The sequence below is a fragment of the Serratia sp. CY47444 genome, from assembly GCF_052168635.1.
Taxonomy (GTDB): domain Bacteria; phylum Pseudomonadota; class Gammaproteobacteria; order Enterobacterales; family Enterobacteriaceae; genus Serratia; species Serratia bockelmannii.
On the sequence record NZ_JBJNMH010000003.1, the window covers coordinates 72,755 to 92,685 of the forward strand.

Annotated in this window: 18 protein-coding genes; 7 read left to right on the forward strand and 11 right to left on the reverse strand. The window is 60.5% G+C overall.

The window, feature by feature from the left end; all coding sequences use genetic code 11:
- Positions 1 to 14: 14 nt before the first annotated feature.
- Complete coding sequence (locus ACJ8IL_RS06770; RefSeq protein WP_442516438.1) at positions 15 to 509, forward strand: DUF2938 family protein; 495 nt, start codon at positions 15 to 17, stop codon at positions 507 to 509.
- Between the two features lie 6 nt (positions 510 to 515).
- Here ACJ8IL_RS06770 and bioD read toward each other — a convergent pair whose 3' ends face one another.
- The 3 genes from bioD to ACJ8IL_RS06785 form a co-directional block, all read right to left on the reverse strand.
- On the reverse strand, positions 516 to 1,181 hold the full coding sequence (gene bioD, locus ACJ8IL_RS06775; RefSeq protein WP_141969034.1) for a dethiobiotin synthase: 666 nt from the start codon (positions 1,179 to 1,181) through the stop codon (positions 516 to 518).
- 144 nt (positions 1,182 to 1,325) lie between these two features.
- Complete coding sequence (gene mlc, locus ACJ8IL_RS06780; protein WP_342095681.1) at positions 1,326 to 2,543, reverse strand: sugar metabolism global transcriptional regulator Mlc; 1,218 nt, start codon at positions 2,541 to 2,543, stop codon at positions 1,326 to 1,328.
- Positions 2,544 to 2,702: 159 nt separating this feature from the next.
- Positions 2,703 to 3,593 carry a LysR family transcriptional regulator gene (locus tag ACJ8IL_RS06785; protein WP_141969036.1) on the reverse strand — a complete coding sequence of 297 codons (891 nt, stop codon included), beginning with the start codon at positions 3,591 to 3,593 and terminating at the stop codon, positions 2,703 to 2,705.
- Between the two features lie 147 nt (positions 3,594 to 3,740).
- On the opposite strand from ACJ8IL_RS06785, the gene ACJ8IL_RS06790 reads away from it, so the two are divergent.
- Positions 3,741 to 5,009: an MFS transporter gene (locus tag ACJ8IL_RS06790; protein WP_192974108.1), complete on the forward strand. Its 1,269-nt coding sequence runs from the start codon at positions 3,741 to 3,743 to the stop codon at positions 5,007 to 5,009.
- A gap of 51 nt (positions 5,010 to 5,060) precedes the next feature.
- On the opposite strand, the gene ACJ8IL_RS06795 is transcribed toward ACJ8IL_RS06790, so the two are convergent.
- A complete protein-coding gene (locus tag ACJ8IL_RS06795; RefSeq protein ID WP_392396792.1) occupies positions 5,061 to 6,347 on the reverse strand; it encodes a glycoside hydrolase family 10 protein in 1,287 nt (428 codons plus the stop codon).
- Between the two features lie 126 nt (positions 6,348 to 6,473).
- Positions 6,474 to 8,270: a glycoside hydrolase family 3 N-terminal domain-containing protein gene (locus tag ACJ8IL_RS06800; RefSeq protein ID WP_442516439.1), complete on the reverse strand. Its 1,797-nt coding sequence runs from the start codon at positions 8,268 to 8,270 to the stop codon at positions 6,474 to 6,476.
- A 366-nt stretch (positions 8,271 to 8,636) separates the two neighbouring features.
- Here ACJ8IL_RS06800 and tus point away from each other — a divergent pair, with 366 nt between their 5' ends.
- Positions 8,637 to 9,575 carry a DNA replication terminus site-binding protein gene (gene tus / locus ACJ8IL_RS06805; protein WP_197780521.1) on the forward strand — a complete coding sequence of 313 codons (939 nt, stop codon included), beginning with the start codon at positions 8,637 to 8,639 and terminating at the stop codon, positions 9,573 to 9,575.
- On the opposite strand, the gene ACJ8IL_RS06810 is transcribed toward tus, so the two are convergent.
- From ACJ8IL_RS06810 to ACJ8IL_RS06820, 3 genes are all read right to left on the reverse strand, one after another.
- Positions 9,565 to 9,933: a VOC family protein gene (locus tag ACJ8IL_RS06810; protein WP_197780523.1), complete on the reverse strand. Its 369-nt coding sequence runs from the start codon at positions 9,931 to 9,933 to the stop codon at positions 9,565 to 9,567. The two genes, tus and ACJ8IL_RS06810, sit on opposite strands and share 11 nt — an antisense overlap.
- A gap of 90 nt (positions 9,934 to 10,023) precedes the next feature.
- A complete protein-coding gene (locus ACJ8IL_RS06815; protein WP_197811013.1) occupies positions 10,024 to 10,713 on the reverse strand; it encodes a helix-turn-helix transcriptional regulator in 690 nt (229 codons plus the stop codon).
- Between the two features lies 1 nt (position 10,714).
- A complete protein-coding gene (locus tag ACJ8IL_RS06820) occupies positions 10,715 to 11,605 on the reverse strand; it encodes a LysR family transcriptional regulator (RefSeq protein ID WP_197831960.1) in 891 nt (296 codons plus the stop codon).
- Between the two features lie 103 nt (positions 11,606 to 11,708).
- Between ACJ8IL_RS06820 and ACJ8IL_RS06825 the strand changes: the two genes are divergently transcribed.
- Positions 11,709 to 12,374 (forward strand): peroxiredoxin-like family protein, encoded by a 666-nt coding sequence (locus ACJ8IL_RS06825; protein ID WP_060432986.1) that lies wholly within the window; start codon positions 11,709 to 11,711, stop codon positions 12,372 to 12,374.
- A gap of 48 nt (positions 12,375 to 12,422) precedes the next feature.
- Here the strand turns inward: ACJ8IL_RS06825 and fumC are convergent, their stop codons facing one another.
- Together fumC and ACJ8IL_RS06835 are read right to left on the reverse strand one after the other, a co-directional pair.
- Positions 12,423 to 13,820: a class II fumarate hydratase gene (fumC, locus tag ACJ8IL_RS06830; RefSeq protein WP_197780527.1), complete on the reverse strand. Its 1,398-nt coding sequence runs from the start codon at positions 13,818 to 13,820 to the stop codon at positions 12,423 to 12,425.
- 231 nt (positions 13,821 to 14,051) lie between these two features.
- A complete protein-coding gene (locus ACJ8IL_RS06835) occupies positions 14,052 to 14,384 on the reverse strand; it encodes a hypothetical protein (RefSeq protein ID WP_025302702.1) in 333 nt (110 codons plus the stop codon).
- Between the two features lie 476 nt (positions 14,385 to 14,860).
- On the opposite strand from ACJ8IL_RS06835, the gene manA reads away from it, so the two are divergent.
- Both manA and ACJ8IL_RS06845 read left to right on the forward strand, forming a co-directional pair.
- Positions 14,861 to 16,039: a mannose-6-phosphate isomerase gene (manA, locus tag ACJ8IL_RS06840; RefSeq protein WP_025302701.1), complete on the forward strand. Its 1,179-nt coding sequence runs from the start codon at positions 14,861 to 14,863 to the stop codon at positions 16,037 to 16,039.
- A gap of 140 nt (positions 16,040 to 16,179) precedes the next feature.
- Positions 16,180 to 17,712, forward strand: coding sequence for a YdgA family protein (locus ACJ8IL_RS06845; protein ID WP_089195836.1), 1,533 nt, complete (start codon positions 16,180 to 16,182; stop codon positions 17,710 to 17,712).
- Between the two features lie 44 nt (positions 17,713 to 17,756).
- On the opposite strand, the gene ACJ8IL_RS06850 is transcribed toward ACJ8IL_RS06845, so the two are convergent.
- Positions 17,757 to 18,920 (reverse strand): serine hydrolase domain-containing protein, encoded by a 1,164-nt coding sequence (locus ACJ8IL_RS06850; protein WP_049208133.1) that lies wholly within the window; start codon positions 18,918 to 18,920, stop codon positions 17,757 to 17,759.
- Between the two features lie 102 nt (positions 18,921 to 19,022).
- On the opposite strand from ACJ8IL_RS06850, the gene ACJ8IL_RS06855 reads away from it, so the two are divergent.
- Positions 19,023 to 19,931: a LysR family transcriptional regulator gene (locus ACJ8IL_RS06855; RefSeq protein ID WP_025302698.1), complete on the forward strand. Its 909-nt coding sequence runs from the start codon at positions 19,023 to 19,025 to the stop codon at positions 19,929 to 19,931.

Below are 19,931 nucleotides of genomic sequence, written 5' to 3' on the forward strand. Positions count from 1 at the left end.
TTAAGGACACCTGTATGACCCCCGATCTGTTAGTGCGCATCCTGTTAACCGGCGCCGGCGCCACCCTCTGCATGGATCTGTGGGCGCTGCTGCTGAAGCGGCGCTTCGGCATCCCTTCCCTCGATTATGCGCTGGTGGGCCGCTGGTTTCTCGGCATGTCCGACGGCCGCTGGTTTCACGCCACCATCGTTACGGCGCCGCCGCGCCGGGGGGAGAGAGCAATCGGCTGGATATTGCATTACGCCATCGGCATCGCGTTTGCCTTTATCCCGATCGGTTTGGCGGGCATCGGGTGGTATGCGGCGCCGGAGCCGCTCATCGCGCTGTTGAGCGGCTGGCTGAGCCTGGCGGCGCCGTTTCTGGTGATGCAGCCCGCGCTGGGTTTTGGCGTAGCGGCAGCGAAAACCGCCTATCCGCGAAGAGCACGGTTGCTCAGCTTGCTCACCCACACGGTGTATGGACTGGGCCTGCTGATCGCCGCCCGGTTGTTGGCGGCGCTTTGCGCCTGATCGAGCTTACAGCAGCGTGGAAATATCGAGGTAGTGCGCCAGTTCGCGCTGCTCCGCACGCGGCAGGTACGGAACTTCACCCAGCAGCGGCGCGGGAATGCGCTGCTGCAGTGCCTCGATGGTTTCGGCGTAGTGTGCCAACCCCGGATTGATGCGGTTGGCCACCCAGCCCAGCAGCGGCAGGCCGTCGTTGATGATCGACTGCGCGGTCAGCAGCGCGTGGCTGACGCAGCCCAGCTTGATGCCCACCACCAGCACCACCGGCAGCTGTTCCTGCACCACCCATTCGGCGTAAGGCCGCAGGTCGTTCATCAGCACGCGCCAACCGCCGCTGCCCTCCACCACCACCGTATCGGCCTTGGCGGACAGATCCCGCAGGCCGCTGCTCATCAGGCCGTAGTTGATATCCTCGGTCGCATGCGCGTGAAACACCTCATCCAGGCAGGTGATGGGATTGATCTCCTCGTAGGACAGCGGCAGGGTTGAGGATGCCTGCAACACCAAAGCGTCTTTATTGCGGATGCCCTCGCTGGTTTCCTGGCAGCGTGCGGCGATCGGCTTGTAGCCGGCCACTGAACGGCCTTCGGCGGCCAGCGCCTGCATCAACCCGCGGGAAACCACGGTTTTACCGACGTCGGTATCCGTGCCTGTCACAAATAAACGCTTCAACATGAATAAAATGCCCCAGAATGCCCCGTTAACAATGTGTCGCCGCATCGGCGGCGAAGAAGTCTTTCGGAAAAATTCTAGGGGATGCGCCCCCATAGGGGCTTGAGGTAGCTCAATCTTTTGCGGAATTAATAAGAAGTTCTGATGTTAGCCTTGCAGCAATTGCACCAGCAGCGAACCGTTGTACAGCGCCTCTTTCACCAGCGCCGCACCGGGCATGGTGCCCTGATTGAAGAACTGCGTGGATTCGACCTTGACCTGCTCGCTGTAGGCCGGCAGCGCCTGCTGGCGAATGCAGGAGGCGATGGCCGGGTGGAGGATCTCCGCCGCGCGGTTGAGCGGCGAGCCCACCAGGATCTTCTCCGGATTGAACAGGTTGACCATGATCGCCAGAATGCGCCCCACGCTGTGCCCAACGCCAAGAATGATGTCCCGCGCCAGCTGATCGCCCGCCAGCGCGGCATCGCACAGCGATTCAACGGTCAGCGGCGCGCCGTGCAGGCTGGAGCTCATCGAACCGCTCAGCCGCTGCTGGGCAATCTCCAGGATGTTCTCAATGCTGGCCACGGTTTCGAGGCAGCCGTGGTTGCCGCAGTAACAGCGTTTGCCGTACGGATCGACCTGGGTGTGGCCGATCTCCACTACGCTGTGGCTGCCGGCGTGCAGTACGTGGCCGCCGGTGATCACCCCGGCGCCGACGTTGTGGTCGATCACCACCTGAATCACGTTCTGGCTGCCGCGCGAGGCACCATACAGCGCCTCGGCCATGGTCCAGGCGCTGATGTCATGCTGCAGGTAAACCGGCAGGCCGGTGCGGGTTTCCAATGCCGGACCGAGCGGCATCTCCAGCACGTCGTAAAACGGCATGCGATGTACCACGCCGGACTGCACGTCGATCATGCCCGGCAGCGTAATGGCGATCGCCGTCAGCCGCTCCAGCTTGCTTTGGTGGCGGATAAAGAATTGGTCGACTTCGGTCAGGATGCGTTTCAGCAGCGGTTCAGGGTGTTCGGCCGCCAGCGGCAGCAGCTCCTCCACCACCAGTTTGCTGCTGAGATCGCGCAGCGCCAGCGTGATGCTGCCACGGCTGATACGGGCAGAAAGGTAATGCCAGGCCTCGGTATCCAGCACCAGCCCCACCGCCGGGCGGCCCCGGCTGCCGATTTCCTGGTACTCGGTTTCCTTGACCAGATGGGCTTCCAGCAGTTCGCGCACGATCTTGGTGATGCTGGCGGGCGCCAGCTGTGCGCGTTTTGACAGTTCGATGCGCGAAATCGGGCCCAGTTGATCGATTAGCCGATAAACCGCCCCCGCATTGGTCTGCTTGATTTGATCGATATGCCCAGGCTGCCCAACCGCAATCACAAACCTGCTCCTACTATTTTTCGCGCTTCTAAATAAAGACTAGGGGTTATGGTGGGGCTTTTGTCATACAGCGTCAACTATTTGATTCGTTATGTGATTTGCTGCACAAATTCCTCGCAATTTCAGCGTGAATTGATTTTTATTTGCCCAAGTTCAACGTCATTTCAGCATCAACGCCATCAGCGCCTGCGCGGCAGCGGTCAGCGGCCGCCGGCGGTGATGCACCAGCCACACTTCGGTGGTGGCGTCCGGCTCCGCCAGCGGCAAATAGCGCACGCCGTCCACCCGCACCCGGGCGAAAGAGGCCGGCAGAATCGACACCCCTAACCCGGCGGAGACCAGCCCGATGATGGTCATGGCTTCCCCCACTTCCTGGGTGATGTATGGGGTAATGCCGGCCTTGCCGAGCAGCAGCAGAATTTCGTCGTACAGCGCGGTGCCCACTTCGCGCGAGAAGAACACGAACGGCTCCTGCGCCAGATGTTGGAACCGCAGCGCGCCGCCGGGCGTTTCCGCCAGCGGATGCCCTTCCGGCACCACCGCCACCAGCGGTTCGCGCAGCAGCAGCTGATAGTGGAGCGCCTCCGGCAGCCGAGTGTTGCGCATCACTCCCAGATCCAGCTCACCGTTCAGCAGCGGTTCGATCTGCTGTTTGGTGTTGATTTCGCGCATTTTGATATGCACCTGCGGGGACTGCTGACGAAAGGCGCGCAGGCTGCGCGCCACCACGCCGATAAAGGGTGCGGAAGAAGTAAAGCCGATGGTCATTTCCCCCAGCTCACCGCGATCCAGACGCGCCGCCTTTTCCGCCGCCCGCCCAACCTGATCGAGCACCTGGTAGGCTTCTTTGAGGAACATCTCCCCGGCCTGGGTCAGGCTGACGTTACGATTGTTGCGCGCCAGCAGCCGTGCGCCGACCATCTCTTCCAGCGCCTGGATTTGCTGGCTGAGCGGCGGCTGGGAGATCCGCAGCCGCTCGGCGGCGCGGCCAAAATGCAGCTCTTCCGCCACGGCGATAAAGTAACGCAGGTGTCTCAGTTCGATATTCATATTTAAAACGTCTTAATTTGAATTATTAATATATTAGACAAAAAACTCGCCGCTCCCTATCATTTTGTTATCTGTAAAGTGTCTGTTTATCTCCCCGAAGTTCGGTAAGGAAACGCTGTGACAACCCCTGTGCGTTCTGCGGCCGTGATGCCGTCGACGCTGGCCGCCAACGATGACGCGGCCGCTGCGCCAAACGTAAAACGCTCCACCCTCAACAACAAACTCCCCTATATCGAACGCGGCACGCCGCAGTTTATGCGCGTAACGCTGGCGCTGTTTTCCGCCGGGCTGGCGACCTTCGCGTTGCTCTACTGCGTGCAGCCGATCCTGCCGGTGCTGTCGCAAGACTTCGGCGTATCGCCGGCGGAAAGCAGCCTGTCGCTTTCGGTCTCTACCGGCCTGCTGGCGATCGGCCTGATGTTCACCGGGCCGCTGTCAGACGCCATCGGCCGTAAATCGGTGATGGTGGTAGCGCTGCTGCTGGCGGCGGTCTGCACGCTGATCTGCGCCTTTATGACCAGTTGGCACGGCATTTTGCTGATGCGCGCGCTGATCGGCCTGTCGCTGAGCGGCGTGGCGGCGGTCGGCATGACCTATCTCAGCGAAGAGATCCATCCCAGCTTCGTCGCCTTCTCGATGGGGCTGTACATCAGCGGCAACTCGATCGGCGGCATGAGCGGCCGCCTGGTGACCGGGGTATTGACCGACTTCTTCTCCTGGCGCGTATCGCTCGGGGTCATCGGCCTGTTCGCCCTCGCCGCCGCCTGCATGTTCTGGCGTATCCTGCCTGCCTCGCGACATTTTCGCGCCAGCTCGCTGCGCCCGCGCACCCTGCTGATCAACTTCAAGCTGCATTGGCACGATAAGGGCCTGCCGCTGCTGTTCGCGGAAGGTTTCCTGCTGATGGGCAGCTTCGTCACCCTGTTCAACTATATCGGCTATCGCCTGCTGGCGGATCCTTACCACCTGAGCCAGGCGATTGTCGGCCTGCTGTCGGTGGTGTACCTCACCGGTTCCTACAGCTCGCCCAAGGCCGGCGCGCTCACCTCACGCTTCGGACGTGGCCCGGTGCTGCTGGCGTCAATCGTGATTATGCTGATCGGGATCCTGATTACCGCGCTACCGCAGGTGCCGGCGATCTTTATCGGCATGATGCTGTTCACCGCCGGTTTCTTCGCCGCCCACTCGGTGGCCAGCAGCTGGATTGGCCGCCGTGCGCGCCGCGCCAAAGGCCAGGCGTCGTCGCTGTATCTGTTCTGCTATTACGTCGGCTCCAGCGTGGCCGGCACCCTCGGCGGCGTGTTCTGGCACAGCTTCGGCTGGAATGGCGTAGCGGCGTTTATCAGCCTGATGCTGTTGCTGGCGCTGCTGGTGGTGCATTACCTGAAACGCCTGCCGGAAGCCGCTCGTCTTTGAAAAGAAAAAGCCGCGGCGATTTGCCGCGGCTCGTCCTGCCAGTGCCTGTGATTATTGACCGGTTTTCCAGCGGGTGCGCAGGTACTCCACGGCCTTATCCGTTTGCGGCTCGGTCAGATAGCGTTGCCGGAACAGGATGGTTCCCCCCATCCCCGGCAGGCTCTCGTTGAGATCCAACTGCCTTTTCAGCTCGGGAACGCCGCCATCGACGGTCCAGGCCGGCTCGCTGGCCGATGGCGTGCCCACTTTATACAGCGCCACCCCGGCATAGAGCCGAACCGGCGTGCCTTTCACCACCTCGGCCCACCAGTTGGCCAGCACGTCGTAGCGGACAATTTCACGATCAAAAGGCCAATACAGCTGTGGTGCGATATAGTCGAGCAGCCCCAGTTTTACCCACTGGCGCGTATCGGCATAGGCCGTATCGTACGATGGCGCCCCTGCCCGCGTCGCCGAGCCGGCAGGATCGTCCGCTTGGTTTCGCCATACGCCCGCCGGGCTGACGCCAAACGCAACCGCGGGTTTCAACGCTTTGACGGTGGCTGAAACCTGTTTTATCAATTGCAGCGTGTTGTCCCTGCGCCAGGCGGCTTTGTCTGCAAACCCTTTGCCGTAGGCGCGATACGTCTTCCCATCATCCAGCGGCGATTGCGGCGTTTCGTAATAGAAATAATCGTCAAATTGAATGCCATCGACATCATAGTTTTTGACTATTTCAGCCACTACGCCAGTGATCCAGTTGCGCACGTCGGGTAAGCCAGGATCGAGCACGAAGCGGTCGTTGGCCGTGCGGATCCAGTCAGGATGCAGCGCATAGACGCTGGCCGGTGGGGACTGCAACGTCTGATTAAGTGCATCAATCGTTTGCTGTAGGGTATTCATGGAAACCCGATAAGGGTTCAGCCAGGCGTGGACCTTGATACCGCGCCGGTGCGCTTCTTGCAGCATAAAGGCCAGCGGATCATAACCCGGATCCTGGCCCACGGTGCCGGTCAAGACCTCAGACCAAGGCAAGATGTCAGAACGCCACAGGGCCGTTCCGTCCGGTTTAACCTGAAAATACACTGTGTTAATCCCGGTTTTCACCATGTCGTCCAGCGCATCCGTCAGCCCCTGCTGCTGCAGGCGCACCCGCTCTTGCGCCGTTTCCGCTTTCAGGGAGGCCGCCGGCGGCCAGTCCAAGCCAATGACCGTGGCCAGCCAGATGCCCCGCATCGGTGTAACCGGCGGTGTCGGCTGTGCAGGTTTCTCCGGTTCGGGGGGCTTGGCGCATCCGCTCACGCCCAGCATGGCGGCCATCAACAGCCATCCGCCTAGTTTTGTTGCGCCTGTCGGCATAAATATTCTCCTTCCGTGAGTGACGGTTATCCCATGTCGTTTCGTGCAGAGCAAGAAACCGCCCGCTTTCTCAACGCGAGCAAGCTGCCGGCGTCGCCCTTTCTGACGACGCCGGTACTTGTCCCATTACCAGCTCAGCCCGGTCCCGCGAGGGAATGCGATCTTGCCCGTGTTGGTCTCCACATCGTAGTCATGCCAGGTGTTGACCGGCAGTTTTCCGTGCGGTGTGATTTTTCCCGTCAGCACCTGTGCCAGAGATATCATCGAGGGACCGCGCCACACGCCGCTGTCATACCCGTAGTAAGAATAGGTGGCGACGGCCGCCTCCACGTCTGCGGCATAGTTCACGATATCGTAAGGTGCGCGCAGTGAGAGGTGAACGCGCTTTTTCCCCTGTTCGGCGGCGTATTTCAACCAGCCCAGATAAGGGCTGCTGTCATTACTCGCTCCGGTTGCGGAGGTAATGACCCCATCCTGTTCAGCAGGCGTAAAGCGGGTCGAAAGCGTGCCGAGCAGGAACACGTCGCAATCGGCAATATGCGCCCTGACCTGAGCATCGCTCAGTTCCGTTTCCTTCGCGGCAACGACGTTCTGGTAGCCTTCCTGTGCCATCACGTTAGCGATGCCTTTGGCCTGCTCACCCCACGGGGTCAGGATAAAATAGCGCAGCGCTTTGTCTTTCAACGGCAGCAGGCTGTGACGGTTGATAACCACGGTAATGGAGCGATCGGCAATGCGCTTTTCCAGCTTGTGCGCTGACAACGCGACGTCGTTGGAACAAGGTTTATCGCTATGCCCCATCAAGCCATGGCGTAATTTCAGGCGCAAAATGCGCTCGACCGAGGCATCGATATCAGCCTCGCTGAGATGCCCCGTTTTCACCCTTTCCGCAAGATAACGAATCAGGTCCGGCAGCAGGTTAGCCTGGGCCGGCGAAGCGATGCTGACAGGCATCAGGGCGATATCCACCCCGGCGGCAAAGACGTTTTCAGCCGCCCCCTGTTGGGTGAAGTGCTCAGCAATCGCGCCCATATCCAGCGCGTCTGAAATCGTTACGCCGGCATACCCCAACTCATTGCGCAGAATCTGTGTCTGAATTTCATGCGACATGGTGGCCGGCACCGTGATTTTTTCGCCGCTGCGGGTAGCGATCTGGCGGTTGTCCAGAGCCGGATACTGAATATGCGCGGTCATGACCATGTCCGGCGCCGCGCAGCGATCGATAGCTTGCTTATAGGGGGCGATATCGATGGCAAAAGCCTCTTCCCGCGTGCGATCGACGCGCGGCAAACCGGTATGCGAGTCGGTGGAGGTGCTGCCATGGCCAGGGAAGTGTTTGTAAGCGGTGATCAGCCCTTGCTGCTTCATCCCCGCCACTATTTTCTCGGCCAGGCGGGACACGGTGTTCTTATCATCGCTGAAGGCGCGAACGTTAATCACCGGGTTGAACGGGTTGGTGTTGACGTCCACGACCGGGGCAAAGTTGGTATTGATATGCAACGCGCGCATATCCTGGGCCATCAGCTTGCCCTGTTCAACGGCGAGCTGTTTATCCGCACCGTCCTCAATCGCCGCCGCCAGCGCCATATTGCCGGGGAATGAGGCATAGTCGCCGCGCGGCAGCCGGAAAACGTTACCGCCCTCATTATCCGTGCCGATAAACAGGCGAATGCCGGCGTGCGTTTTCATCGCGGCATACCAGGCCGTCAACGTTTTGATCTGCTGCTTGTCTTTAAGATTATTGGCGAACAGGATCACCCCGCCCACGTGGTTATCGGCGATCAGCTTGCCAATGGCTTCATCGGGAACGGTCATATCCTGATTGCTGCTACCGTTCCGATCCCAGTAGCGAAAATCCAGCATGATTTTTTGCCCGATCTTCTCTTCCAGCGTCATGTTTTTGACTTTCTGTTTAATATCCACAGTAAATCTCCTGTTAAAGCACCCGTTAATGACAGAAGAAAAGATAACCCCAAGGGCTCATAGCGTCCTGCCATTCTGTTTGTTCCAGCGATTGGACAACGGCAAACAAGAAATGGATTAAACAGAAGACAAACGAACAGCAAAAAATCCATCAATGAATCAAAACTATAAGAAGACCAGGTTTATTTTCGACAATCACGCTTACCCGCATGTGTGGCAGACGAGCGAGAGAATTCCCCCTGCTGCCCGCCCTATTTCCCCCTGGTAAGCCGGGCGGGCAGTTAAGCCGAGTATTTCCCCATCGCCGATGTTGCCCCCAGCCTGCTACTCTCCTATAGTATGTTGTAACTAAAATAGGAGCGTACGATGAGCAGATACGATGTGATTGGCCGAATGAATGCCTGCTTTGTCGAGCTAGAGCAGGCGCTGGGCGCATTGCAGCAGCAGATCACCCCGCTGCGCTTGCTGGCAGCGCGGGTGTTCAGCCTGCCGGAGGTTGAAAAAGGCCAGGAACATCAGGCTATCTCGCATATCGCGGTCGAACAGCATGTGGGACAAGCGGCGCGCGATCTGGCGCTGGAGCATTATCAGCGGCTGTTCATCCACCATAACCGGGAGAATGTCAGCAGCAAGGCCGCCGTGCGGCTGCCCGGCGTTATCTGTCTGGCGGTGGAGCAACCGGAATATCTGACGCTGCAGGCGCAGCTGGCGCTGGTCAACCGCCTGAAGGGCGAACTGGAGCAGATTATCACCGTCGATTCCGGTCTGGCGCCGGAGCAGCGTTTCGAGTTCGTACACACCCATCTGCACGGGCTGATTACCCTCAGCGCCTACCGCACCCTCACCGCCCTGACCAACCCCGACTCGGTGCGCTTCGGCTGGGCCAACAAGCACATCATCAAAAACGTCAAGCGGGACGACATCCTGGCGCAGCTGGAGAAAAGCCTGAAAGCCGGCCGCGCGGTGCCGCCGCACAGCCGTGAACAGTGGGCCACCCTGGTCAGCCGCGAAATAGACGATGTCAGCCGTCTGCCGCAGCACGCGACGCTGAAAATCAAGCGGCCGGTCAAAGTGCAGCCGATCGCCCGGGTGTGGTATCAGCAGCAGCAAAAGCAGGTGCAGCACCCCTGCCCGCTGCCGCTGATCGCCCTGTGTCAGGTAGAGAGTGGCGCCGCAGTGCCGAAGATTGGCGAGCTGCTCAACTACGACGTCGACGCGGTGAAACACCGTTACAAACCCGACGCCCGGCCGCTGCGGCTGCTGGTGCCGCGCCTGCACCTGTATGCCGATGACGCTACTCGCTGAGGGCATATACCCGCAGGCGATGGCCGTCCGGATCCCGTGCGACGAAGGTGTAACCGAATTCCATCTCGGTCGGCGTTTGCTCGATAGGCAGCCCGAGTTCGCGCCACTGGTTATAGCGCGCCTCGACCTCTTGCGGATCCTGGCACAAGAAGCCCAGCTCACCGCCGCCGCCGGTCAACGTGGCAGCGGGTTTTACCCCCTGTTTGGCCCATATCCCCAGCTTGAAGCCGTTGTTGAGCACAAACAGGGCGAAGCCGGGAGAAAGCTCTACCGGCGCCTGTCCCAGTAAACGTTGATAAAAGGCGGCACTGTTCAGCGGGTTGTCGACGTAAAGCAGGGTCATGCTGGGAAGGGTCATCGGTCTGTCCTCTGGATGATAGGAACCGGCTGGTTCCCGATAGGCACAGACTAAGGCGCGCGACTGACAGTTTATGGCAGCAGCGTGCCGCTATTGCTCCGCAATGCCCTCGCTGAGGCGCCACTCTTTCAGCAGCCGCCGCCGTCCGCGCGGATAGCGCGGTTCCAACGGCGTGGCGGCCTGGATGCGATCGAGGCGAAAATGACGAAAGGCCTGGCGCAGCTCGCACCAGGCGACCAACATCTGGAACTGGTCGAAAAAGCCCAGTGCAAAGGGCCACAGCAGGCGTTCGCTGCGCTGCCCCGCCAGGTCAAGATAGTCGATATGCAGCTTGCGCTCGCGGCGGATGGTGTCACGGATCAGCACCCGCAGCTCATCCGCCACCGGCGGCGCCTGAACCGGCGCTATCAACAGCGTGTTGGCCTCAAGCTCCTCCCGCAGTGCCGGCGGCAGCACGTCGGCGATCTTGGCCAGCGCCTGGCCCGCCGCACTCGCCAACTGACTGTCGCCGTGGCGGCTGACCCAGCGCATCCCCAGCACCAGTGCTTCTGTCTCCCCCTGCGAGAACATCAGCGGCGGTAGCATGAAGCCGGGGCGCAGCACATAACCGACGCCCGCCTCGCCGGCGATCTCCGCCCCCTGCTGCTGCAGCGTGGCGATATCGCGGTACAGCGTGCGCATGCTGATGCCCAGCGTCTGCGCCAGCGCATGGCCCGCTACAGGATAACGGTGGCTACGCAACAGCTGCATCAGATCGAGTAAACGTTGTGCGCGCGACATATCACGGCTCCCTGCATAACGCGATTTGGACAAAATCGGCAAAGGCCCGCGCCTTGGCCGAAACGAAATGGCCGCCGGGGAACACCGCCCACAGCGCCAGCGGCGGCAGTTGCCAGTCCGCTAAGGCCGCAATCGCCGCCCCGCTTTGCAGCTCGTTGCGAAACATGCCTTCGCTGGCGACGGTAGCACCGAAGTCCGCCATCACCAGCTCGCGCACGCACTCCGCCGCGTTGACCCGCATGCGCCCTGGCAGCCGCAGCATGCGCTGTTCCTCTCCACGGCTGAAGCGCCACTGCTCGCCGCCGCCACGGTGATGGTAAATCACCATCTCATGCTGCAACAGATCTTCCGGCCGCTGCGGCATACCGGCAGCGGCAAAATAGCCGGGCGTGCCGATCACGCATTGCTTTACCTCACCCAGCTTGCGGGCGGTAAAGCCGGAATCCTCCAATTCGCCAATACACAGGGCAATATCGATGCCCTCTTCAATCAGCGACAAATTGCCGTCATCCAGCAGCAGATCGACGTTCAACCGCGGATTGGCGCGCATAAACGCCGTCAAATCAGGCAAGGGAACGATGCGGGCGAACACCGCCGCCGAAGCGACCCGAAGCCGGCCGCTCAGGGTCTCGCCAGCGCTCTGCACCAGCGCTTCGGTCTCCGCCAGCTCGTTAAGGATACGTCGGGTGCGTTGATACAGCTGCTGTCCCGCATCCGTCGGCTGCAGGCCGTGGGTCGAGCGCAGCATCAGGCGCGTGCCGAGCTGCTGTTCCAGCCGCGCCACCGCTTTTGAGACCGCCGGCTGCCCCACGTGCAGCCGCCGCGCTGCCGCGGTAAAGGAACCGCTCTCGTAAACGCAGGCATAGGTTTCGTAATCGGCAAATTTACCCATGACATTCCTTGATGGAATAACGGTTAGCATTTATTGCAGTCTACACGCGCCATTTAGGAATGGGCAAGATGAGCGTTCCCCCTCATTCCCATCAGGAGAACGCATGACACTGCAAGACAAACTCGATGCCTTCAAAGTGGCATTCGAAGCCGACCAACTGCCGTTCAAACTCGCGGCGCAAGATCACGCGCTGATGCGTGAGGCGATCCAGGCGCAGATCGCGTCGGGCATTACCGAACGCGCGCTGACGGTCGGCGACGCCGCGCCCGGCTTTATCCTACCGGACAGCGAAAACCGGCCATGCTCTTCCGCGGCGCTGTTGGCGAAGGGCCCACTGGTCGTCAGTTTCTATCGCGGGGTCTGGTGCCCTTACTGTACGCTCGATCTGCAGGCGCTGCAGGCCGCACTCCCCGCCATCACGCATCACGGCGCGCAGCTCGTGGCCATTTCACCGCAGAGCGCGGTGCATAACCGCCAGGCCGCGCGCGATCACGCTCTCACCTTTCCGCTGCTCAGCGATGCAGGCAATCGCCTGGCGGCTCAATTCGGCCTGCGTTACCGCCTGCCGGACGCGCTGATCGCCCTGTATCAACAGCGGCTCGGCCTCGATCTGGCGCAGTTCAACCAGGATGACAGCTGGACGCTGCCGCTGCCGGCGCGGTTCGTCATTACTCCCGATGGCCGTATTGTCTACGCCGAAGCGCACGCCGATTACACCCGGCGGCCGGAGCCGCAGGCGCTGTTGTCGGTGCTGGAAGGATTAGCATGAAAAGACGGGGCGCAACCGCGCCCCGTTAAGAGATGGTGATGAACGCGGTTACTTCTGCATGCTGCCGACCATCGCCTCCGGGCGTACCCATTCATCGAACTGCGCTTCGGTCAGGTAGCCGAGCTTCAGCGCCGCGGCTTTCAGCGTCAGCCGTTCCTTGTGCGCTTTCTTGGCGATTTCCGCCGCTTTGTCATAACCGATATGGGTGTTGAGCGCCGTCACTAGCATCAGCGATTCATTCAGCAACTGGGTAATGCGATCGCGGTTCGGTTCGATGCCCACCGCGCAGTGCTCGTTGAAGCCCTGCATACCGTCGGCCAGCAGGCGGATCGACTGCAGGTAGTTGTGGATCACCATCGGGCGAAACACGTTCAGCTCGAAGTTGCCGGAAGCCCCGCCGATGTTCACCGCCACGTCGTTGCCCAGCACCTGCGCGCACAGCATGGTCATCGCTTCGCACTGGGTCGGGTTGACCTTGCCCGGCATGATGGAGCTGCCCGGCTCGTTCTCCGGGATCGAGATCTCGCCGATGCCGCAGCGCGGGCCGGACGCCAGCCAGCGCACGTCGTTGGCGATCTTCATCAGCGAAGCCGCCAGCCCTTTCAGCGCGCCATGCCCTTGCACCAACGCATCGCAGGTCGCCAGCGCTTCGAACTTGTTCGGCGCGGTGACGAACGGCTGATGGGTCAATTCCGCCAGCGCTTTAGCGACGCGCACCGCGTACTCCGGATGGGTATTCAGGCCGGTGCCGACCGCCGTGCCGCCCAGCGCCAGCTCGGCGATGTGCGGAATACTGTCCTCGATGTGTTTCAGATTGTGCGCCAGCATCGCCGCCCAGCCAGAGATTTCCTGCCCCAGGGTCAGCGGCGTGGCGTCCTGCAGGTGGGTGCGGCCGATTTTAACGATGTCGCGGTAGGCTTCGGCCTTGTCGCTCAGCGTCTTGTGCAGCACTTTCAGCTCGGGGATCAGGTGCTCGCGCAACGCAATCACCGCCGCCACGTGCATCGCGGTGGGAAACACGTCGTTGGAGCTCTGGCTTTTATTGACGTCGTCGTTCGGATGCACCTTGCGCTCTTCACCGCGCACGCCGCCCAGTAGCTCGCTGGCGCGATTGGCCAACACTTCGTTCATGTTCATGTTGGTCTGGGTACCGGAGCCGGTTTGCCAGATGGACAGCGGGAACTGGTCAGCATGACGATCCGCCAGCACTTCGTCGGCGGCGTTGATGATGGCGGCACCCCGCTCGGCCGGCAGCAGCCCCAGATCCACGTTCACCTGCGCGGCGGCGCGCTTGGTCAACGCCAGCGCGTGGATCAGCGCGGTCGGCATCTTTTCGGAGGAAATACGGAAATGCGCCAACGAACGCTGGGTTTGCGCGCCCCACAGCTTGTCGGCCGCGACTTCGATGGGGCCCATAGAGTCTTTTTCGATACGAACGCCTGCCATCATGATCTCCTTAGCATAATTCCTAAAATTGTAGGGTTAGGCCGACGCGCTACCCCCCCGTCGGCATGCACTCCCAGTATAGTGACATAATAACTATTCGCATTAAGAGAGTTATCTCACAGCACGTTTCATCTCTTTTACCCATCAATGACGCGGTTATTTTCCGCCGGTTAACCCGCGCCGAAATAAACGGCCGGAAATGAGTCCGGAGAATAAAAATGTGGGTAGCCATTAACGCGGATGACGCGAATTAAAATTATTGATGCGTTGCGCCTGTAAATGATTGAGCTCATCGATACGTTGTTGCTGCAGATGATTGATCTCGTCATAGGCGTCCTGCCGTTCATTATGCCGATACGCCCCGGTCGCCACCGCGCCGGCGGTAAGTGCCAGCGGGTGCGCCACGGGTGCGATCGCGGTGGGAACTGCTACCGGCGCGGGTGCAACGACGATCGGTGCCGGCGCGATCACCACGGCGCGCGGAGCCGCGTAGGGATAGGCGACAATCACCGCCGCCTGAGCTGCGCCGGTGCAAAAGCCCAACAACAACAACAGTTTTTTCATGCAACAGACCTCTTGTTTCGTTAAATCGACTCGTTGGCCGTTACGGTAAAGGGGTCTGACGCGCCGGTTTAAGCTCGGCGTGTGATCGCCCGGCGCAGCGCGAAAATAATAATAAGGGAATGGCTCAGACGGTAAAAAATAAATTCAGCCGACATAGTTTGACATGTTGAAGAATAAATAATGACGCAGGATAAGCGGGCTATCGGCAATAACCCATTCTCCCAAAGAATAATCTTGCGACGGATTTTCTGGGCCGCGTTGAGACTTGCGCACCAATTGAGACGCCGATCGTTATCACGCTATACTTTGGCCCCGTTGCCGGGCGCGACGTTATCCGGCGATGTTTTGATCGCGCCCATGATTTTTCCTGCCGACGCGAGGGTATGATGGTCGTCGGCATAGATTGAGTTAACCGTATAAAATCAGAAGGTTAATTGCCAATAGTGCGGCAATGACGCAGAAGGACGTTTATCGACATGCAAAAAATGACCAACGCGGTACAGAATTACGCTTGGGGCAGCCACGACGCGCTGACCCGTCTTTACGGCATCGCCAACCCGGATAATCAGCCGATGGCCGAACTGTGGATGGGCGCCCATCCCAAGAGCCCTTCCCGCGTGCCGGGCGCCGACGGTGAACTGCGTTCGCTGCGCGATCTGATCGACGAAGACCAGCCAAAACAGCTGGGCGCCAACGTCGCCAGCCGTTTTGGCGAGTTGCCGTTCCTGTTTAAAGTGCTGTGCGCCGATCAGCCGCTGTCGATCCAGGTCCACCCGAGCAAAGCGGCGGCCGAGGTCGGATTCGCGAAAGAGAACGCCGCCGGCATCCCGCTGAGCGCCGCCGAACGCAACTACAAAGATCCCAATCACAAGCCCGAGCTGGTGTTCGCGCTGACGCCGTTCCTGGCGATGAACGGTTTTCGTGAATTGGCCGATATCGTTTCCCTGCTGCAACCTATCGCCGGCGCGCACCACGATATCGCTGCCTTCCTGCAGCAGCCGGACACCGCCCATCTGTCTACCCTGTTCGCCAGCCTGTTGACGATGAGCGGCGAGCAGAAGTCGCTGGCACTCGGCGTGCTGAAAGCCGCGCTCAACAACCAGCAGGGTGAACCCTGGGATACCGTGCGGTTCATCGCCGGTTTCTATCCGGACGACAGCGGCCTGTTCTCACCGCTGCTGCTGAACGTGGTGCAGCTCGCGCCGGGCGAAGCGATGTTCCTGTATGCCGAAACGCCGCACGCCTACCTGAAAGGCGTGGCGCTGGAAGTGATGGCCAACTCGGATAACGTGCTGCGTGCCGGCCTGACGCCGAAATTTATCGACGTGCCCGAGCTGCTGGCCAACCTGCAGTTTCGCCCGCAGCCGGCTTCCGGCCTGCTGACCCAACCGGAGCGGCGCGGCAACGAGCTGTTCTTCCCGATCCCGGTGGAAGATTTCGCCTTCTCACTGCACGATTTGACCGCCGCGCCGCAGGCGCTGGCACAGCGGAGCGCGGCTATCGTGTTCTGCGTCAGCGGCGAAGCAACGCTGGAAAAATCCGGGCAGCGCCTGACGCTCAAACCGGGTGAATCCTGCTTTATCGGCGCCTTCGAATCCCCGGTCAACGTCAGCGGCAGCGGCCGCATCGCCCGGGTTTATAACCAACTGGCCTAACCGTTGATAAATTTCAGCAAATTGCTTGCTGAAAGCGAGAGCTGCCCCCACAATTGAACGCCTGCGGGCGTTTTTTGGCGGCCCCTATTTGCCCCTCCCACGCAACGGAGGGTGATAAGAAAAAAGGATGAAACAGAGCTATGAAAAAATCGTTAGTCGCTGTCAGCGTCATTGTCGTTCTTGGCGCAGCATGGACCGGGGCATCCTGGTACACCGGGAAACAGATCGAGCAGCACATGGGCGAAGTCGTCGACAACGCCAACGGCCAACTGAAAGCCTACCTGCCGAAAGCCGGCGTCAAGCTGAGCTATGAAAATTACCAGCGCGGCCTGTTCAGCAGTAAAGTGCGTTATGTGCTGCGTTCCGACGGCACGGATACCAGTGAAAACGCGGCGCTGAAAGCCGGTGAAGAAGTGGCGTTCCTGGAAACCATCGATCACGGTCCGTTCCCGTTCGCGCAGCTGAAAAAATTCAACCTGCTGCCGAGCATGGCGTCGGTGCATACCGAGCTGGAAAACACCCCGGCGGTGAAAGGCCTGTTTGAAACCACCAAAGGCAAATCGCTGTTTACCGCCGATTCGCGCATCTCGTACAGCGGCGATACCGCGTCCACCATCGACTTTATCCCACTGGACTACCAGAAGGATAAATCTTCGTTGAAATTCAGCGGCGCCACCATTGACGCCGACGTGTCCCGCGATCTGAAAAAATTCGCGCTGGACGCCAATAGCGACACTATCGTGTTCGCCAGCCCGAACGAATTCGGCCAAAACGAGCAGATCACCTTCCAGGGCTTCAACCTGAAAGGCAACAGCAACGAAAGCAAGTTCGGCGTGAAGCTCGGCGATCAGACGATGACCCTGAAACAGTTCAAACTGACGATCGACGGTAAAGACACCGTGGCGTTGGACGGTTTCAATCTGGTGAGCAAGTTCGGCGAGCAAGGCAGCAGCAACATCGGCGGCCAGATCGATTACACCATGGACGCGCTCAAGGTGCAGGGCAACGACTTCGGCGCCGGTAAACTGACGCTGAAAATCGACAACGTCGACGGCAAGGCGCTGAAAGACTTCTCCGACAGCTACAACCGCCAAACCATGGCGCTGCTGCAGCAGGGCGAGAACCTGGATCCGGACGTCTACGAACAGCAGACCTCCGAGATGCTGCAAAAGAACCTGCCGATGCTGCTGAAAGGCAACCCAAGCCTCAGCATCGCCCCGCTGAGCTGGAAAAACAGCAAGGGTGAGAGCCTCTTCACGCTGGATCTGGCGATGACCGATCCGAGCAAGGCCGCCTCCCCGGCACAGTCGCCGGATCAAGTGATCGCTCAGGCGGTCAAAAAGCTGGATCTCAGCCTGACCATTCCAGAAGCGATGGCCACCGAAGTGACCGCGAAGACCGCTCTGTTGCAGGGTTACAATGAGGAAGACGCGCAGAAACTGGCGCAGCAGCAAGTGCAGGGCCTGGCGGCCATGGGCCAGATGTTCAAGCTGACCACCCAGAAAGACGGCGTGATCGCGAGCCAGTTCCACTACGCTGACAATCAGGTTGACCTGAACGGCAACAAGATGTCGCTGCAGGAGTTCATCGGCCAGTTCGCCATGCTGGGCGCCCCGGCGGAAGACGCTGAACCGGCGCAGGAAGCGGAACCCGCTCCGGCACCGGCGCAGTAATCGCCTGAAAGCCTGACAAGGGCCCCCTGCGGGGCCCTTTTTATTTACCCCTGCAGCGCCGCATACACCGCATCGCGAATCTGCTGCGGATAGCGGCCGCACATGCCCTCAAACGCGGTGTTGGTCAGTATCACCACGCTCAGCTGCGCCTGTGGATCAAAGAACCAGCTGTGGCCATAAACGCCGCCCCAGGTCAGCGTGCCGACATGCTGCGGCGTCTGCGCCGCTTCTGCGTCCACCAGCAGCGCGCCGCCGAAACCAAATCCCCAGCCCGGCCCTTGCGTTTGCGCCTGCGCCCCCACATGCGGACTGCGCAGCAACGCCACCGTGTCCGGCTGCAAGATGCCCTGCCCGCCGCTGCGCAACGCTTCCACCAGCTGCAGCACATCGTCGGCATCGCCGACCATGCCCGCGCCGCCGGAAGGATAAGCCTCCGCGTTAAGCGCCCGTGCGGGTGAAAACAGCACCTCGCCCCCCGCCATCTCCTCCGGCAGCGCCACCCGCAGGCCTTCATGCATGCGCTGCGGCCCTTGCGGCGTGTTGTAATACGGCGTCGCCAGATTCGCGGCGTCCGTCGTATAAAACGCGGTATTGCCGAGCCCCAGCGGCCGCGCCACCCATTCGACAAACAGCTGCGGCAGCGGCATGCCCGTCACCCGCTCCAACACCGCGCCAAGCACGTCGATAGCCAGCGAATAATTGAAGCGCTCTCCCGGTTGCGACAGCAACGGTGCCTGCGCCAACAGCCGCAGGTTTTGCTCCAGCGTCAGCGTCGACAGCTCCACGCCGTCCTGGATCCCCAACTGATGGTAAACGCCTGCCGGCGGTTGGTTCAGCCGATAGTCCAGCCCGGCGGTATGACTCAGCAAATGACGGATCTTGATCGTCGGGCGCCGGCCATCCGCCAGCGCCGGGGTAAACCACGGCAGCCAGTCGCTGACCGCATCGTCCAGGCTCAGCTTGCCCCGTTCAATCAGGCGCAGCGCCGCCAGCGTGGTATAGGGTTTGGAAACCGACGACAGCCGAAACTGCGTTTCTCGCCGCATCGGCCGCCGCGCTTCGCGATCGGCATAACCGGCCGCGCCGGCGTAACAAATCTCGCCCTGCCGCGCCACCAGCACCACGCTACCTACGATGCGCCCTTCGGCCATCGCCTGTTGATCGATCGCCGCGATCCGTTCTGTTAACGCCCGTTGTGTTGCCGACATGATTTTTATCTCGCTGAGGGAAAGTAAAACCAGTCTAAAACGTTCTTCATAAATTAAAATAAGGCATAATTTAATGAATCATTAAGCACAGGTTATTAATAGATGAGTTCACTCCTGCAACTGCTGCCCTATTTCGAAGCCGTCGCACGCCTGGGCAACTTTACCCGCGCAGCCAACCAACTGGGCGTCACGCCGCCGGCGGTGTCACAAAACATTCAGGCGCTGGAGAATCAGCTGGGGGTGCGCTTATTTCACCGCACCAGCCGCTCGGTGCGCCTCAGCGACGAGGGCCGGTTGTTCTATCAGAAGGTCTCGCCGGCCATGAGCCAGATCGACGTAGCGGCAGACGACGTGCGCACCCTGGGCGCACAGCCGGCGGGCCTGCTGCGCATCACGCTGCCGCAACTGGCCGCTTCGCTGCTGGTGATGCCGCATCTGGCGGAATTTCAACGGCGCTATCCCGAAGTACAGCTTGAGCTGTTTACCGAAGACCGCTTTTCCGATCTGGTGCTGGGCAGTTTCGATGCCGGCATTCGCATGCACGCGATGCTGCAAAAGGACATGATCGCCGTGCCAATCGACAACGGCCAGCGCCGGGTGCTGGTCGCCTCGCCCGACTATCTGACGCGCTGCGGCGTACCGGCCACGCCGGACGATCTGCCAGCTCACCACTGCCTGCGCTACCGCTTTCCCGGCAGCGGAAAAATGGAGCCCTGGTATTTCAGCCTGGGCGACGATGAACGCGCGCTGGACGTCAGCGGCAGTTTGATCTTTAACGAGGATCGGTTGATCAAGGATGCGGCATTGGCGGGCCTGGGTATCGCACAGCGTTTTCAGGGCACGGTGGTGCAAGAACTGGCGCAGGGGCAACTGGTGGAAGTGCTGCCGGAGTATGCCAGCGAGGCATCGGGATTTTTCATCTACTTTCCCGCCGGCAGGCATCTGCCGCTCAAGCTGCGCGCCTTTATCGATTTCATGCGCGAGCGGCGTGAACGGCAGCATCGGTGGTAG

What these genes read in the sequence shown, in the direction of transcription:
- fumC (WP_197780527.1), bottom strand. Translation starts at nt 13,820, where the DNA reads ATGGCAGGCGTTCGTATCGAAAAAGACTCTATGGGCCCCATCGAAGTC.
- ACJ8IL_RS06855 (WP_025302698.1), top strand. Translation starts at nt 19,023, where the DNA reads ATGAGTTCACTCCTGCAACTGCTGCCCTATTTCGAAGCCGTCGCACGC.
- ACJ8IL_RS06850 (WP_049208133.1), bottom strand. Translation starts at nt 18,920, where the DNA reads ATGTCGGCAACACAACGGGCGTTAACAGAACGGATCGCGGCGATCGAT.
- ACJ8IL_RS06820 (WP_197831960.1), bottom strand. Translation starts at nt 11,605, where the DNA reads ATGGGTAAATTTGCCGATTACGAAACCTATGCCTGCGTTTACGAGAGC.
- ACJ8IL_RS06790 (WP_192974108.1), top strand. Translation starts at nt 3,741, where the DNA reads ATGCCGTCGACGCTGGCCGCCAACGATGACGCGGCCGCTGCGCCAAAC.
- ACJ8IL_RS06770 (WP_442516438.1), top strand. Translation starts at nt 15, where the DNA reads ATGACCCCCGATCTGTTAGTGCGCATCCTGTTAACCGGCGCCGGCGCC.
- tus (WP_197780521.1), top strand. Translation starts at nt 8,637, where the DNA reads ATGAGCAGATACGATGTGATTGGCCGAATGAATGCCTGCTTTGTCGAG.
- bioD (WP_141969034.1), bottom strand. Translation starts at nt 1,181, where the DNA reads ATGTTGAAGCGTTTATTTGTGACAGGCACGGATACCGACGTCGGTAAA.
- ACJ8IL_RS06845 (WP_089195836.1), top strand. Translation starts at nt 16,180, where the DNA reads ATGAAAAAATCGTTAGTCGCTGTCAGCGTCATTGTCGTTCTTGGCGCA.
- ACJ8IL_RS06825 (WP_060432986.1), top strand. Translation starts at nt 11,709, where the DNA reads ATGACACTGCAAGACAAACTCGATGCCTTCAAAGTGGCATTCGAAGCC.
- manA (WP_025302701.1), top strand. Translation starts at nt 14,861, where the DNA reads ATGCAAAAAATGACCAACGCGGTACAGAATTACGCTTGGGGCAGCCAC.
- ACJ8IL_RS06795 (WP_392396792.1), bottom strand. Translation starts at nt 6,347, where the DNA reads ATGCCGACAGGCGCAACAAAACTAGGCGGATGGCTGTTGATGGCCGCC.
- ACJ8IL_RS06815 (WP_197811013.1), bottom strand. Translation starts at nt 10,713, where the DNA reads ATGTCGCGCGCACAACGTTTACTCGATCTGATGCAGCTGTTGCGTAGC.
- ACJ8IL_RS06785 (WP_141969036.1), bottom strand. Translation starts at nt 3,593, where the DNA reads ATGAATATCGAACTGAGACACCTGCGTTACTTTATCGCCGTGGCGGAA.
- ACJ8IL_RS06810 (WP_197780523.1), bottom strand. Translation starts at nt 9,933, where the DNA reads ATGACCCTTCCCAGCATGACCCTGCTTTACGTCGACAACCCGCTGAAC.
- ACJ8IL_RS06835 (WP_025302702.1), bottom strand. Translation starts at nt 14,384, where the DNA reads ATGAAAAAACTGTTGTTGTTGTTGGGCTTTTGCACCGGCGCAGCTCAG.